Below are 14,096 nucleotides of genomic sequence, written 5' to 3' on the forward strand. Positions count from 1 at the left end.
GTCAGATACGCGCCATCGCCGAAGATATGGCAAAGAGCGCAATGCCCGTCGCCGTCGCCACGTTGAGACTATCCAGCCCTTCGGACTGCGGAATGTGTGCGCTGCGGAAACGGGAAAGCACCGCCTCTGGCAGCCCCTCGCCCTCGGTACCGACGACGAGCGCCATGCGATCAGAAGCCGGTATCTGCCGGATATCCGTCTCGCCACGTGGGGAAAGCGTCCAGATCGCAAAGCCGCGCTCGGCAAGACCAGAAAGAAGAGCGAGCGCATTGCCGCCGCGATGATAGGGCATGCTCAAAACCGAACCGACGGAAACGCGTAGCGCCTTGCGATAGAGCGGGTCACAGCAGGTCTCGTCGAAGAGGATCGCATCCGCCTTGAAGGCAGCGCCGTTGCGAAACATCGACCCCGCATTGTCGTGATTGGAAATGCCGCAACCGACGAGCACCAGCGCCTGCTCCGGCAGCGTATCGAGGAACACGGTTTGCGCCGGCTGTTCCCGGCGACCGAGCGCTAACACACCGCGATGCATGTTGAAGCCGACAATGCCGTCAAGAACATCGGCGTCCGCCACATAGACGGGCACGTCGTCGGGAAAGCGGTCGAGAATTTCCGCCACGCCGTCGAGCCGGTTGCGGAGCAGCAAGATCTTCTCCGCCGAAAATTCTCTGCCTGAGGCATGTGCCTCGGCGAGCATGCGCAACACGACCGTACCCTCGGCGATAAAGCGGTTCTGCCGGCCCGTCAGGTCGCGCTCGCGAATATCACGAAATTCCACAATACGCGGATCGTCGGCGCTTTCGATCGTGAGGGGCTGTCCGGCCATACCGGCCTCAATTGCCCGACAGCGTGATGTCAGCCACGATGCGGCTCGCCTTGATATCGAAGACCAGCGCCTTGCGCCTGCCGTTGACATCTGTGCCATAGAACAGGATCTGCCCGCCTGAAAGCGACGTCTGCTCGATCTTGAAGCCAAGCGGCAGTGAGGCCGTCGAACTCACCGGCGCGTCAGAGGGAACGCTGGAAGAGCCTGCAGATGCCGTGGTCTGGGAGGGTTCCGCGCGCGTCACCTTGTAGACAACGGCGCCGAAGACCGCCATAAGGCTCACGAACATGATGGCGCCTGAGACGATCTGCAGGCGAACCATCTTGCGCCGGACATTTTCCATAGCCGGGTCGAGGGGCTTTTCTTCCTGCTCGTCGTCGGCTGGCTCGAATTTCGTCATCTATGGCGTCCCGTTCTAAAAATACGTCGGAGAAGAAGCGTCTTGAGCGACCCCTTTAAACAAGCAGATGACAATAGAAAAGTCCTGACCGCCGACGAGACAGCCGAAGGCCGCCTCGACGCATGGCTGACCGCGCAGGTTGGCGAGGAATTTTCCCGCAGCCGCATCAAGGCGCTGATCAAGGACGGGCAGGTCTTTTTGAAGGGCGCGCCAATTACCGATCCGCAACGGAAGGTGCGAGCCGGCGACAGCTACGAGATCACCCTGCCCGAGCCCGAAGATCCGGCCCCGAAGGGCGAGGACATTCCGCTCGATATCCTCTACGAAGATGAAGACGTCATCGTCATTTCCAAGCCGGCTGGCCTCGTCGTCCATCCCGGCCCTGGCAACTGGACGGGCACGCTCGTCAACGCGCTGATCCACCATTGCGGCGATACCCTCTCCGGCATCGGCGGTGTGCGCCGCCCCGGCATCGTTCACCGCCTCGACAAGGATACGACCGGCGTCATGGTCGTCGCCAAGAACGATATAGCGCATCGCCATCTCTCGCTGCAGTTCGCCGATCACGGCCGCACCATGCCGCTGGAACGCGCCTATCAGGCGATCGTCTGGGGCCGTCCGCGCTCGCTCTCGGGAACGATCGACGCGCCGCTCGGCCGTGCCACCGGCGACCGCACCCGCCGCGCCGTCAAGCGCCCTGAAAACGAGAGTGCCGACGAGGCGATCACCCATTACGAAGTGCTCGAGCGCTTCCATGAAAGCCCGGATGCGAGCGCGCTTGCCTCGCTCGTCGAATGCCACCTGGAAACCGGCCGCACGCACCAGATCCGCGTCCACATGGCCCATATCGGCCATCCGCTGCTGGGCGACGCCGTCTACGGCGCCGGCTTCAAGACCAAGGCCAATCTTCTGCCCGACGAGGCCCGCAAGGTCGTCAAGGCTTTCGACCGCCAAGCGCTGCATGCCTACATGCTGCAATTCGAGCATCCGCGCACCGGCGAGGTGATGCATTTCGAAGTGCCGCTGCCGGATGACATGGTGGAGCTAGCTGACGCCCTGCGCGGATGAGAAATGGCGGCTGCTATTTCTTGGAGCCAGCACTCAGGACCCGATGCGTGGCATTGTCGAGAGCGTGGCTGGTGTCGCGCCCGTCCTGCGCCAGTCCCCTGGCGGTGTTCCCACAGGATGAAAGAGCGGCCGAAAGCGAAAGCAGCAGGATGACGGCAAGGGCTGGTCTGATCATCTGGTTCCCCTCATCAAAGCGGCTGGGCAAGAGTGCCACCGTCACTGGAAAAATGCGGCAGCTGTCGGTAAAATCAATGCCCCTTGTTGGCTCCGGCAAAGGCCGGATAACACCCTCGTGAACGCCGAGGCGACCTTGAATCGCTGTTTCGCCATACTTATTTGTAAATAGACTTATTGCGGGCTTGGAGAGAGCCGCATGTCCCGGTTTGCCTTTAACGCGAGGGCGCGTTCCATCGGGAACCGGAATCCATATAAGGAGGGTGCATCATGGCCCGAAATAACTTGCCGTCTATTACCGCCGGCGAAGCCGGTCTCAATCGTTACCTGGACGAAATCCGTAAATTCCCGATGCTGGAGCCGCAGGAAGAGTACATGCTCGCCAAGCGTTACTCCGAGCACGGCGATCGCGACGCCGCCCACAGGCTCGTCACCAGCCATCTTCGCCTCGTCGCGAAGATCGCCATGGGCTATCGCGGCTACGGCCTGCCGATCGGTGAAGTCGTGTCGGAAGGTAACGTCGGCCTCATGCAGGCCGTCAAGAAGTTCGATCCGGAACGCGGTTTCCGTCTCGCCACCTATGCAATGTGGTGGATCAAGGCCTCGATCCAGGAATATATCCTGCGCTCATGGTCTCTGGTGAAGATGGGTACGACCGCCAACCAGAAGCGCCTGTTCTTCAACCTGCGCCGCCTGAAGGGCCGTATCCAGGCCATCGATGACGGCGACCTGAAACCGGAGCATGTGACCGAGATCGCGACAAAGCTGAACGTCTCCGAGGAAGAGGTCGTTTCGATGAACCGCCGCCTTTCCGGCGACGCTTCGTTGAACGCGCCGATCAAGGCCTCCGAGGGCGACAGCGGCCAGTGGCAGGATTGGCTCGTGGACGACCACGATAGCCAGGAAGACGTGCTGATCGAGCAGGACGAGCTCGATACCCGTCGCCGCATGCTGGCCAAGGCCATGAGCGTGCTGAACGACCGCGAACGCCGCATCTTCGAGGCTCGCCGCCTCGCCGAAGATCCGGTAACGCTGGAAGACCTTTCGGCCGAGTTCGACATCAGCCGCGAACGTGTCCGCCAGATCGAAGTCCGCGCCTTTGAAAAGGTGCAGGATGCGGTCCGCAAAGAAGCGCTGGAGCGTGCCAAGGCCGTGCGTGTGGTCGAAGCCACCGCGTAAGCCGATTGTGTCTGCATGAAATCAAAAAGGCGGGTCCTTGTGGCCCGCCTTTTGTTTTGCGCGCTTTTTGAGCTCCGAAAGCACCAGCCTTACTGGCTGGTGGAGAGGTCCCCGAGCGCAGTCCATTCCTTGATCGCCGTGGTAAAGGCATTCCCGCCGGTAGCGCCCTTCTGCATGGTCAGCAGCGCACGACGGCCGTTGCGGTAGGTGATTGGAATGTCGATCCAGTCGCGGGTGCCAAGCAGATCCAGATTGGCCTTGCGCGCATCCGGATAGTCGTTGAGCGCGATCATGTGGAAATCGTCGGTAATCTTGGCGGGCACGGCAATCAGCGGATCGCCGCGATCCTGTTCCGTGCGCTTCATCGAGATGCGCTGGACACTGTCGATGCTGCCCCCCTCGAAATTCGGCGGAACGGAGAATACGATCTCGACGAGATGGCTTGCCGGCAGCGACGGGTCGGAATTGCGCTTGAAGGTCAGGAGAGCAGAAAGGTTACGCTCCGGCACGGTGACGTTGCCCTGCACGGTGGCTTCCTGCCGGCCGTCTTGCCCGGCTTCATGCTGTATGGTCCAGACAATCGAACCTTCGATCGCCGTCGGCGAGCTTTCGCCGATCCGCTCTTCGTAGAGGAACATCTTTTCCGTGGTGCCGACTGGCGCATTCTGCGCCGGTGCAGCCACCGGACCATTCGGCGTCAGATTTTCGGCAGGCGCAGCATCGGACTGGACGCTCGGCGTGCTGGTATCGGCTGCAGCGACATTCTGCTCAGCAACCGACTTGCCTTCCGCCGTCGGCGTACCCGGCATTGCTGCCGCGCCGCTATCGACTTCTGTGCCATCGGCGAGCAGCCGCTGGGTGAACTTGGTATTGGCGGCCGAGCCGTCCAACGAGGCAACTTCCTGATTGGGCCGCGCCGGGGGCACCGCGGCACCCTGATTTGCCGGCGGCGTCGTGGCCGGCGTACTGCTCGGCGGCACCGGTGTTGTCGCCGGCGTGGCAGTTTCGTTGCGCACGGCTTGTGACGGTGCGGAGCTGACGAGGCCGTCGACCATCTCCTTCACCGCCTCGCGGTTCATCCAGCCGGCATAGGCACCACCACCGATAATGCCGAGCGTAACAAGGATCGCCAGAATGGTCCCAATGCCGAAGCGGCGACGCTTCGGCTCCATGCGGAAGCTCTTGCCCTGCATCTTGGAAGCAACGATCTGGTCCAGATCCATCGGCGGGTTGCCGTCGTCGTCATCGGCAACAGCAGCGTTGCGGCGGTCGTAACCGCGCAGCGCGCGCGCCTCACGCCAGCCTTCGCCTGGCGCGGCCGGTGCTGGAGCCGCAGAGCCGGAACCATTGCCGGCATGCACTTCGGCGAAGATATCGACGTCGTCGAAATGAGCCGAAGCCGGTGTCTTCTTGCCCGTGCCGGCCTCGATCGGCGGCAGATCGTCGAAAGCGGCCGCTTCCCAGGAGAAATTCTCCTTGGCTGCCGGCATGACGGCCGGCGAAGCGCCGTTTCCGAGCGTCGAGATGACCTCATCGAAAGCGCGTGCCGAAGCATCGGCGGGAACAGCAGGCGCAGCCTCGGCATAGGACTGGAGTTCTTCGCGCGCCCATTCGGTCTCGGCTTCCTGTGGCGCAGGGGCCGGCGTTTCCGCAGCCGGTTCGGACCACATGCGATCGAAATGCGCCGCCGCATCCGCAACAAGCGGCTCCTCGCGTGTATGCTCGACGAATTTCTCCACTTGCGGCGGCGGCTCGAAATCGGCCATCGGCTCTACGAGCCGGTTCGACGCACGCTCCATGCCGCGTGGAACCGGCTGTTGAATCTCTTCGTGCCGAAGCTCTTCTTCCACTTCGTGAACGGTTTCGGCCACCGGCTCGGCAGCGACCTCTTCGGGCAGCTGCTCTTCCGGATAGTGCTCTTCTGCAGGCTCATGAAGGCGCCCGGGCTCGGCATGAATGTCTGCCTGCTCCGGCGCACGCCATTCCTCTGCTGGAGCCTCTTCCTCATGAGGCGGATGCCACTCGGCATGCTCGGGCACTACCTCTTCGGCGGAAGCGGCCGCATGAACGACCTCTTCCGGTTCGGCGGGCTGCTGCTCGGGGGCGGGATGTTCGGCTTCCTGCTGCTCATGGCTTTCATCAGCAGAGGCTTCGGTAACAGGCGCTGCCTCTGCGACAGACTCGTGTTCTAGAGCAGGTTCCTCTTGGGAGATCTCGGGCTCCGGAACGGCTGCGACCAGCTCTTCGACATCAGCGGCTTCTGCATGCTCGGCCTCGACGTCACGGATTGCGGCCTCGAGCTTGTCCAGCTGGCGTTGCAGCATGGCTTCCGGCGGACGCGGCTTCATGTTCTCGAGCTGCCGCTGCACAGCGCCGCGCGCACGCTCGTAGACCTTCACCCGCATCTCGGGCGTATTTTCAGACAGGCCGTCGACTGCCCGCCGAATAACTGCAATAAAATCCGCCATCAGTACTTTCTCAAGAAGTCCGGCACACTCCCGAACGGTCGCCCTAGGTGACCCGCGACATTAATCCTCAAACGGATCGGTCACAAGTATGGTGTCGTCACGCTCAGGACTTGTGGAAAGAAGCGCGACAGGCGCCCCGATCAGCTCTTCGACCTGGCGAACATATTTGATCGCCTGCGCCGGCAGATCCGCCCAGCTGCGGGCGCCGACCGTCGATTCCTTCCAGCCTTCCAGCGTAACGTAGATCGGCTCGACGCGAGCTTGCGCCGCCTGGCTTGCCGGAAGATGGTCGATCTGTTCGCCATCGAGCATGTAGCCGACGCAGATTTTCAATTCATCAAGGCCGTCGAGCACATCGAGCTTTGTCAGCGCAATCCCGCTGATGCCGTTGGTGGCGACCGACTGGCGCACGAGTGCGGCGTCGAACCAGCCGCAACGGCGCTTACGGCCCGTCACCGTGCCGAATTCGTGGCCCTTCTCGCCGAGGAACTGACCGATCTCGTCCGTCAGCTCGGTCGGGAACGGACCTTCGCCGACGCGCGTCGTATAGGCCTTGGTGATGCCGAGGATATAGCCGAGCGAACCCGGACCCATGCCCGAACCCGCAGCGGCCTGACCGGCCACGGTGTTGGACGAGGTCACGAAGGGATAGGTGCCGTGATCGATATCGAGCAGGCTGCCCTGCGCACCTTCGAAGAGGATGCGGGCGCCCTTGCGGCGCTGCTTGTCAAGGAACAGCCAGACCGTATCGCGGAAAGGCAGAACGCGGTCGGCGATCGACGTCAGTTCGTCCATGATCGTCTGGTGGCTGACTTCGGCAACGCCCAGACCACGGCGAAGTGCGTTGTGGTGGGTCAGGATGCGATCGACCTTGCCCGGCAGGGCTTCGAGATCGGCGAGATCCATCACGCGGATGGCGCGGCGGCCGACCTTGTCCTCATAGGCCGGGCCGATGCCGCGCCGCGTCGTGCCGATCTTGGTGCCGCTGTTGGATGCTGCATCTTCTCGGTAAGCATCGAGCTCGCGGTGCAGGGAAAGAATGAGGGTCGCGTTGTCGGCGATGCGCAGATTTTCCGGCGTGACCTTCACGCCCTGCGCTTCCAGCCGGCCGATCTCGGCGATCAGCGCATGCGGATCGACGACGACGCCGTTGCCGATGACGGCCATCTTGCCGGGGCGCACGACGCCGGAAGGCAAGAGCGAGAGCTTGTAGCTCGTGCCGTCGATGACGAGCGTATGGCCGGCATTGTGTCCGCCCTGATAGCGCACAACGATGTCAGCGCGTTCCGAAAGCCAATCGACAATCTTGCCCTTGCCTTCGTCACCCCACTGCGAACCGACTACGACCACGTTCGTCATCAAACTCTTCCTGTTACCGGCGGAGAACCGCACACCTGCTCAAACCCGCGCATCTATAAAGCTTTGTTTTTGGGAAAGCGACCCTGTTGTCACAGCAGATTCGGCTTTTTACGTGACAAATCAGCCGCCGGCAGGCTAAGCCCGGTCATAAAAGCCTGCCAGCGACGACCCAAAGACGACAGAGACGGGAAGATCACCCTTTGCAAGCCACAGCCTATATCTGCCTCGTCATTGCAACTCTTTGCTGGGGCGGAAATGCCGTTGCAGGCAAGCTGGCGCTCGGCCATGTCAGCCCGATGATGCTGACCTTCCTGCGCTGGTTCCTGGCAGCAGTTCTGATCGCCGCCGTTTCGCTGCCGCGGTTGAAGAAGGACTGGCCGGTGGTGCGCAAAAACCTGCCCCTCCTCTTCTTCTATGGCGTGATCGGCTACACGACCTTCAACGCCATGCTCTATTCGGCCGTGCAGTACACGACGGCGATCAATGTCGCCATCGAGCAGGCCGGCATTCCCATGCTGATCTTCCTGCTGAATTTCGTCTTTTTCCGCACCGGCGTTTCGCTGGCCCAGGTCGTCGGTTTCGGCATGACGCTCGTCGGCGTAGGACTGACGGCGGCCCATGGCGATCTCGTCACCCTGCTGCAGCTCAGCCTGAACCGCGGCGATGCGCTGATGCTGATCGCCGTCGCCGCCTATGCCGTCTATACGATCTTCCTGCGCTGGAAGCCTATCGTCGACTGGCGCACGCTGATGGCAATCCCAGCTCTCGGCGCGGCGCTGACCGCCCTGCCCTTGCTCTTGTGGGAAGCCTCCCGCGGCGCGGCCCAATGGCCTGACGCAGAAGGCTGGGCGATTGCCTTCTACACGGCGATCTTCGCTTCCCTGCTGGCGCAGATACTTTATATCAGAGGCGTCGAGGAAATCGGCGCCAATCGCGCCGGCCTGTTCATCAACCTCGTCCCGGTTTTCGGCACGCTGCTGTCCGTCGCCCTGCTCGGCGAAACGCTGCAGCTTTTCCACATGATTGCGCTGGCGCTGACACTCGGCGGCATCGCCATCGCCGAAAAGGGACGTCCGAAGGCTTCCGCAGCCACGGTGCCCGCTTCGCCTGTCGACTAACCAAGCTCCAGTGTCGTCACGCCATAGACGTTCTTCAGCGGGATTTCCGGCGCCGGACCGCGATACATGCGTGCGGTTTCCATGACCGGCTCGAGCCCCACGCTTTCCGCCAGCGAGATCGCCTCGGCATTGGCAGCGGGGATATCGATAAAGATCGACGCGCCGTGCGCCTGGGGGATGAGGCCGGCCAGAAGGGCGGCGGCACTGTCCGCATCACTGGCGAAAAGCGGACCGATCTTATAGCCTTCATAACAGCGGCGGATCGTGCCGTAACCGCGGATCTTGCCGCTCTTGCGCACGACGACCGAACTGCGCCCCTTGCGGCCCGTGCACCAGGCGGCAAGGAAAGCCGCACGAGGCTTCGGAAAAATGCCGCTGTCGTATCGCACAAGGCCTTCGAGCCGCGCATCGGGAACCGGCTGCGCGACGAGCGACGCCTGCGGCACCGATGTCGGCACGCCGCCATAGCGGATTGTCGTGTAGGCGGCGTCGAAACCGGCTTTGCGATAGGCTTCCTGCTGGGCGGCAACGCCATCGAGACCGATCGTACGGTCTCCCGCCGAAGCGATGCCGGCGTTCCAGATCGCCTTGCCGAAACCCCGGCCACGGAAATCGGGATGCACGATGTAAAGACCGAGGAAGGCGAAGGTATCGCCATATTTGACGACCGAAATGGAGCCGACCGGCACTTCGCCGATGGCACCAACGAAAAATCCGGAAGGATCGGCTTCATGGAATGCGATCGCATCGTCGAGGCCTGGATTCCAGCCCTCCTGACGTGCCCATTCCAGCGCAAGCTCCAGTTCACCGGGCCGCATGGAACGAACGGCAAATTCCGAATTCATGCAACCTTCCCAGATTGAAACCCGCAAGTCCATTCCGCGATCCACCAAGCAATCGTCAAGTCGATTGTCAATGTGCTCAGACCGGTCATGATGAACTCGCGTTCATGGCTTGAACGATGCGTGTCGTCGTTTTTCAATACAATGCAAAAGAACTTCGACCCCGCATTACCATGAAACAATGTAATTGCAATCTCAAGAAAATTACTGCGCCCGCAAGATGCTTCCGACGGGCGCAAATCGAAAGAGGGCAGCATCAAGTATTTAAGCTTCAGCGCAGAAGCGGACCCAGCGCTTCGGCAGCACCGATGGTCTGAGCAGCCTGGGTCAGAACGCTGTCGAAAACGAAGCCGACGGCAATGGTCAGCTGCCGCGAATAGGCTTTCAGCTCATATCCCTCGCTCTCGACCTGAGCCGGAGCGTGCAGAGCGAAAGGAACGTTCGGGCGAACGAAGCCGGCGCTCGTGGTCAACGGCTCCTCCGGCATATGACCGATGGCCGAGGTGTACATGAGGTCGCGGCCGAAACCACCCGGGCCAAAAGCAAAAGCCGACTGGCTTGCGGTCGATACAGTGATTGCGAGCGTCGCGGCAAGAAGAAGTCTGCTCATCTTGAAGTCCCCGTTTTCCAGGCGGCCGGGCGATGTCTGCCTGGCCGCAGCGCCGGTCGCATCTGTCCATGCCCGGCCGCTTTCATGAGGGTCACTCTACATGCCAGTATTTGCAGGGTTTTTAAGCCGATCCGTACAATTTTATTGAAACGCGATTTTTTAGACTGCCGCTCTTCAAGCAGAAAACAATCTTTACCATACGCCTTGACGGGATCTTCGCATCCCTACTTCTAAGGTGCCTCAAAACGAAACAGGGGCAAAAACGATGCACGAAGTTCCAGTCAAATCCAGGATTATCCAGAACGTCTATTTCAGCCAGGAGGATGGGCGCCTGCGCATCTGCTTCCGCAACGGTGAAGAGCGCCTGTTCGAAGGCGTACCGGCCGACGACGTCAATACGATGGTGACGGCACCCTCGCCGGGTCAGTATTACATCGACCGAATCAGAAAACAGTACCGTCGCATCGCAGCTTAACGTGGCTCGATATTTTTTCCGGCGTGGCTTTAAATCGAATATGTCACGCTCCGGTCGAGATCGATTGCCACATCGGCGCGAGCCTTATAAATGATGACTTCCGTTGTCCGAGGTCTCGCGAACTGACGATGCCATCGTCTGATCAGAATATGAAACTGGCGCCGCAGCCGCGAAAGGGCCGCGCCGTCATGTGGCTGCTGATTGTTCTGTCCGTTTCGATAGTTGGCGCAACGGTGCTGCTGTCGAATGACATGCGGCACCTGAAGTCGCTGGCCCACTACCTCGGCATAGAGCTTTTCCCGCCCGCGGCACCTCCACCTCCCCCACCGCCCAAGATCTTCCGCCGCACCGAACCCGTCAGCATCAAGATCGCGCCGCGCATGTTCGACCCACCGCAGCCGGCGCTCGCGAGTGTTTTCCTGCGCACCTGGCGGATTTCCGGCCCGGCCATGTGCGAGGCACTGCGTTCTGCCGGCATCGAAACAAGCGAATGGGCGGAAACGGCCTTCAATTCCGATACGTTCGAATGCTCCTACGAACATATCTATAAGAAGGAGAAGGACCACGTCGTTAGCTCGCTCTTCCTCGTCGTGCGCGGCAATGGCAGAGGCACGATTACGAGCATGCGCGTGAAGCTCGTCGGTCCCGCGACCGACGGCAACAGACAGCTTGATCCAAGCATATTGCGCGTCTTCGAAACCATGCTGACGCAGCCGGCGTGGCTGGATTTCCATGATGCGCTGGCGGCAATCCGCAATCTCAGGGATGTGAAGGAGGAAGGCTTCGGTGCCCTCATCAACTTCACTCAGGAATATTCGCGGCCGGGCGCCTTCAACTTCACGCTCCTGCTTCAGGAGACCTCCGCCCAACAGCGCCGCACAAAGGATTATTTTTCCCCTAAGACCTGGTTGCCCGCGCCCAATCCCTCCTGGCAGGTGCCGGAACTCATCTTCTGGCGACGCGCCTGATCATTTCGCGCTGGCAACGAGCTGCACCTCAGGCATGTCGTTGAGCAGCCCGGCAAGATCCTGACCGTCCCGCCGGCAGAATCACCCGCAAGGACATCCCATTTCAAGGCCGGACGAAGCGCTCTGAACGCTCGCTGAAGGAGCATTGTTCCGCTGCAGGTTGCGCTTAATCGTCCTAATGCTTTCGGGCTAATTTAGCGCGTCAAACTTCAGACGCATTTAACTCAAAATAGGTGCGGCCAAGCTCTTTCGATCCTTGACTTGAATCGGCCAGAGATTAGCTTTGACGCTGTCTTGAACCGCTCGTCGGATCCAGCAGCCACTTCTCTCGCGCTAAACACTTCGGGGAGTACCGCATGGAAACTAGACTGCAGTCCAAACTCATTGAAGCGATCAATTACAAGCGCGAGACCCGACACCTCACGCTCTATCTGACCAACGGCCAGCGCCGTCATTACGAAGATGTCCCTGAAGGCATCGTCGTCGGACTCGCCGCAGCTGCTTCTCCTGGCGACTTCTACATGAGCCAGATCCGGGGCCGCTTCCGCACGACCTGAAAGTACGGCACGCACCCAAGGCGTGCCGTCTCGGTGCATTGAGGATTACTTCGACGCATTCAACAGCTGGGCCATTCGCAACCGAGATTGGTTCTCTTCCATTCATCGATTGGATTTATACGGTCTGAGAAATCTCAGCCGGCCACACTGCGCGATTTGCCGTTGTGGCCGGTTGGTGCAAGAAGGCGCCCCGTATCGGCGGCGCTTGAGGGATAGCCGAGCGCAAAGCCCTGCAGGCTGTCGCAGCCGAGCCACGACAGCGTCACGGCATGAGCTTCGGTCTCCACCCCTTCGGCGATCACTTCTACACCGAGAGCCTTGGCGATTTCGACGATCGATCCGACCACACGCCTCTGCTCAGCCGATTCCACGACATCGGTGACGAGTTGGCGGTCGATTTTAAGTCGCTTCGGTTTCAGTCGTACCAGGCCGATGAGCGAGGCATGACCGGAACCGAAGTCATCGATCTCGATATCGATGCCCATCTGCTTGATGAGGTCGATATTGGCGAGGAATTTCTCATCGCAATCGTCGAGGAAGATCGTTTCCACCAACTCGAAGACGATGGCGCCCGGCGGAATAGCGAGCCGGCGCAGCTTGTCCAGCAGAGCTGGATCGGCAAGACGCGCAGGCGAGATATTCACGGCGATTCGCGGCACACTGCAACCCATGGCCTGCCAGGCGGCGCGATCTTCGAGCGCGCGCTGCAGGACCATGGCATCGATCTCTGCGGAAAGCCCATATTCGTCGGCAATGCGGAGGAAGACGCCCGGCGCAAGCACGCCCTTTTCCGGATGGTTCCAGCGTGCCAGCGCTTCCAGTCCGGTGATCTCGCGGGTGCGCGCATCGAGCTGAACCTGATAGTAGGGAACGACCTGACCCTGCTCCAGGGCTTGAGCGAGATCCTCGGCGAGGCGGCGCCTGCCCCGCAGGTCTTCCTGAAGCTGCCGGCTGAAAAATTCGATACGGTTGCGGCCGAGTTTTTTCGCCTGATAGAGTGCCAGATCGGATTCAGCGAGCAGATTGCGCGCCCGCCTGTCGCTGCTCCAGGATACGCCGATAGACGCGCCGGATTGCAGCATCTCCTGCCCGAAACGGATTTTCTTCCGCAATCGCCGCTGCACATCCTCGACGATAGCCTTCAGTTCGTCGAGGCCGACGAAGTTGATCAGCACGATGACGAATTCGTCACCGCCGACACGCGCCGCCATCCCATTTGCGGGAATGGCAGCGGCGATTCTCAGCGATGCCGCGCGCAACACGGCATCGCCGGCGGCGTGACCATGGCTATCATTGATCTGTTTGAACTGGTCGAGATCGAGATGCAGAACGGCAAGCGTGGACACGCTCTTGTCCGTTGGCAGCCCGGCAAGCCGCCTGTCGAGCAGACGCCGGTTCGGCATCCCCGTCAGGTAGTCGTGGTCGGCCACATGCTCGATCCGCGCATTGCTTTCCTCAAGTGCCTGCGCCCGGGTCTCCGCCACCATCTTCTGCTTGCCGAGTTCGGCATTGAGCAACACGTCAGATGTCACGTCCCATTCCGCGCCGATGAAGGACGGAGTACCTTCCTCATCGACGTAAAAATGTGCACGCGACTTCAAATGCCTGATCTCTCCACTCGGCAGGATGATGCGAAACTGTGAGTCATAGGCACCGCGGGCGGCGACCGCTCGCTCGAAATCCTGCTCGGCCCGTTCCCGGTCCTCGGGATGCAAGGCATTCGACCAGAACCAGGTCGGCACTGTCCGGTCCGCCTGACCGGTACTATACAGGCGATGCATCTGCGCATCCCAGAGAATAACATCCCTGTTGATGCTGTGCTCCCACACACCGATCTGCGAAGCGTCCAGCGCAAGCTCCAGTCTCCGGAGAAGATTCTGGAACTCTCGCTCGGATCGCGTTGGTTTGTTCTCGGGCAATTCGGTTTCAGCCTTCGAAGCCTGCAAAACTCATAGTATAGTCGCAAGCCCCCATTAATGAAGCCTTTTCAGAAGTACCGAACTAGTTACTAGGTGAACTGTTCGTTACGACTGCCTCCTTTTCGATCAGTAT

The 14,096-nt window shown here is 60.8% G+C and carries 14 protein-coding genes; 6 read left to right on the forward strand and 8 right to left on the reverse strand.

Going from position 1 to position 14,096, the window contains the following annotated elements; all coding sequences use genetic code 11:
• Position 1: 1 nt before the first annotated feature.
• Together FHT82_RS15705 and FHT82_RS15710 are read right to left on the reverse strand one after the other, a co-directional pair.
• A complete protein-coding gene (locus FHT82_RS15705; RefSeq protein WP_183732309.1) occupies positions 2-826 on the reverse strand; it encodes an RNA methyltransferase in 825 nt (274 codons plus the stop codon).
• 7 nt (positions 827-833) lie between these two features.
• Positions 834-1,226 carry a hypothetical protein gene (locus FHT82_RS15710; protein ID WP_183732312.1) on the reverse strand — a complete coding sequence of 131 codons (393 nt, stop codon included), beginning with the start codon at positions 1,224-1,226 and terminating at the stop codon, positions 834-836.
• A 42-nt stretch (positions 1,227-1,268) separates the two neighbouring features.
• On the opposite strand from FHT82_RS15710, the gene FHT82_RS15715 reads away from it, so the two are divergent.
• On the forward strand, positions 1,269-2,294 hold the full coding sequence (locus FHT82_RS15715; RefSeq protein ID WP_183732315.1) for an RluA family pseudouridine synthase: 1,026 nt from the start codon (positions 1,269-1,271) through the stop codon (positions 2,292-2,294).
• 13 nt (positions 2,295-2,307) lie between these two features.
• Here FHT82_RS15715 and FHT82_RS15720 read toward each other — a convergent pair whose 3' ends face one another.
• On the reverse strand, positions 2,308-2,469 hold the full coding sequence (locus FHT82_RS15720; RefSeq protein WP_183732317.1) for an entericidin: 162 nt from the start codon (positions 2,467-2,469) through the stop codon (positions 2,308-2,310).
• A 269-nt stretch (positions 2,470-2,738) separates the two neighbouring features.
• On the opposite strand from FHT82_RS15720, the gene rpoH reads away from it, so the two are divergent.
• Complete coding sequence (gene rpoH, locus FHT82_RS15725; protein WP_183732320.1) at positions 2,739-3,647, forward strand: RNA polymerase sigma factor RpoH; 909 nt, start codon at positions 2,739-2,741, stop codon at positions 3,645-3,647.
• Positions 3,648-3,736: 89 nt separating this feature from the next.
• Here rpoH and FHT82_RS15730 read toward each other — a convergent pair whose 3' ends face one another.
• Both FHT82_RS15730 and FHT82_RS15735 read right to left on the reverse strand, forming a co-directional pair.
• Positions 3,737-6,115: a hypothetical protein gene (locus tag FHT82_RS15730; RefSeq protein ID WP_183732323.1), complete on the reverse strand. Its 2,379-nt coding sequence runs from the start codon at positions 6,113-6,115 to the stop codon at positions 3,737-3,739.
• Positions 6,116-6,175: 60 nt separating this feature from the next.
• Positions 6,176-7,474 carry an adenylosuccinate synthase gene (locus FHT82_RS15735; RefSeq protein WP_007815162.1) on the reverse strand — a complete coding sequence of 433 codons (1,299 nt, stop codon included), beginning with the start codon at positions 7,472-7,474 and terminating at the stop codon, positions 6,176-6,178.
• Positions 7,475-7,674: 200 nt separating this feature from the next.
• Here FHT82_RS15735 and FHT82_RS15740 point away from each other — a divergent pair, with 200 nt between their 5' ends.
• Positions 7,675-8,592 carry a DMT family transporter gene (locus tag FHT82_RS15740; protein ID WP_183732326.1) on the forward strand — a complete coding sequence of 306 codons (918 nt, stop codon included), beginning with the start codon at positions 7,675-7,677 and terminating at the stop codon, positions 8,590-8,592.
• Here FHT82_RS15740 and FHT82_RS15745 read toward each other — a convergent pair.
• Together FHT82_RS15745 and FHT82_RS15750 are read right to left on the reverse strand one after the other, a co-directional pair.
• Positions 8,589-9,437, reverse strand: coding sequence for a GNAT family N-acetyltransferase (locus FHT82_RS15745; protein ID WP_183732329.1), 849 nt, complete (start codon positions 9,435-9,437; stop codon positions 8,589-8,591). The two genes, FHT82_RS15740 and FHT82_RS15745, sit on opposite strands and share 4 nt — an antisense overlap.
• 268 nt (positions 9,438-9,705) lie before the next feature.
• Positions 9,706-10,044 carry a hypothetical protein gene (locus FHT82_RS15750; RefSeq protein WP_183732332.1) on the reverse strand — a complete coding sequence of 113 codons (339 nt, stop codon included), beginning with the start codon at positions 10,042-10,044 and terminating at the stop codon, positions 9,706-9,708.
• A gap of 265 nt (positions 10,045-10,309) precedes the next feature.
• Between FHT82_RS15750 and FHT82_RS15755 the strand changes: the two genes are divergently transcribed.
• The 3 genes from FHT82_RS15755 (at position 10,310) to FHT82_RS15765 (ending at position 12,044) form a co-directional block, all read left to right on the forward strand.
• Positions 10,310-10,519: a KTSC domain-containing protein gene (locus tag FHT82_RS15755; protein WP_183732335.1), complete on the forward strand. Its 210-nt coding sequence runs from the start codon at positions 10,310-10,312 to the stop codon at positions 10,517-10,519.
• 128 nt (positions 10,520-10,647) lie between these two features.
• Positions 10,648-11,487: a DUF6030 family protein gene (locus FHT82_RS15760; RefSeq protein WP_183732338.1), complete on the forward strand. Its 840-nt coding sequence runs from the start codon at positions 10,648-10,650 to the stop codon at positions 11,485-11,487.
• A gap of 356 nt (positions 11,488-11,843) precedes the next feature.
• Positions 11,844-12,044: a KTSC domain-containing protein gene (locus tag FHT82_RS15765; RefSeq protein ID WP_183732340.1), complete on the forward strand. Its 201-nt coding sequence runs from the start codon at positions 11,844-11,846 to the stop codon at positions 12,042-12,044.
• Between the two features lie 134 nt (positions 12,045-12,178).
• Here FHT82_RS15765 and FHT82_RS15770 read toward each other — a convergent pair whose 3' ends face one another.
• Positions 12,179-13,990, reverse strand: a complete 1,812-nt coding sequence (locus FHT82_RS15770) for a GGDEF domain-containing phosphodiesterase (RefSeq protein ID WP_183732343.1) — start codon at positions 13,988-13,990, stop codon at positions 12,179-12,181.
• Between the last annotated feature and the right edge of the window lie 106 nt (positions 13,991-14,096).

Origin of the sequence: Rhizobium sp. BK275 (genome assembly GCF_014193555.1) — a bacterium.
GTDB lineage: Bacteria > Pseudomonadota > Alphaproteobacteria > Rhizobiales > Rhizobiaceae > Rhizobium.

Excerpts from the sequence above, each read along its gene's own strand:
- FHT82_RS15705 (WP_183732309.1), bottom strand. The coding sequence starts at position 826 with ATGGCCGGACAGCCCCTCACGATCGAAAGCGCCGACGATCCGCGTATT.
- FHT82_RS15710 (WP_183732312.1), bottom strand. The coding sequence starts at position 1,226 with ATGACGAAATTCGAGCCAGCCGACGACGAGCAGGAAGAAAAGCCCCTC.
- FHT82_RS15720 (WP_183732317.1), bottom strand. The coding sequence starts at position 2,469 with ATGATCAGACCAGCCCTTGCCGTCATCCTGCTGCTTTCGCTTTCGGCC.
- rpoH (WP_183732320.1), top strand. The coding sequence starts at position 2,739 with ATGGCCCGAAATAACTTGCCGTCTATTACCGCCGGCGAAGCCGGTCTC.
- FHT82_RS15730 (WP_183732323.1), bottom strand. The coding sequence starts at position 6,115 with ATGGCGGATTTTATTGCAGTTATTCGGCGGGCAGTCGACGGCCTGTCT.
- FHT82_RS15735 (WP_007815162.1), bottom strand. The coding sequence starts at position 7,474 with ATGACGAACGTGGTCGTAGTCGGTTCGCAGTGGGGTGACGAAGGCAAG.
- FHT82_RS15745 (WP_183732329.1), bottom strand. The coding sequence starts at position 9,437 with ATGAATTCGGAATTTGCCGTTCGTTCCATGCGGCCCGGTGAACTGGAG.
- FHT82_RS15750 (WP_183732332.1), bottom strand. The coding sequence starts at position 10,044 with ATGAGCAGACTTCTTCTTGCCGCGACGCTCGCAATCACTGTATCGACC.
- FHT82_RS15755 (WP_183732335.1), top strand. The coding sequence starts at position 10,310 with ATGCACGAAGTTCCAGTCAAATCCAGGATTATCCAGAACGTCTATTTC.
- FHT82_RS15760 (WP_183732338.1), top strand. The coding sequence starts at position 10,648 with ATGCCATCGTCTGATCAGAATATGAAACTGGCGCCGCAGCCGCGAAAG.
- FHT82_RS15765 (WP_183732340.1), top strand. The coding sequence starts at position 11,844 with ATGGAAACTAGACTGCAGTCCAAACTCATTGAAGCGATCAATTACAAG.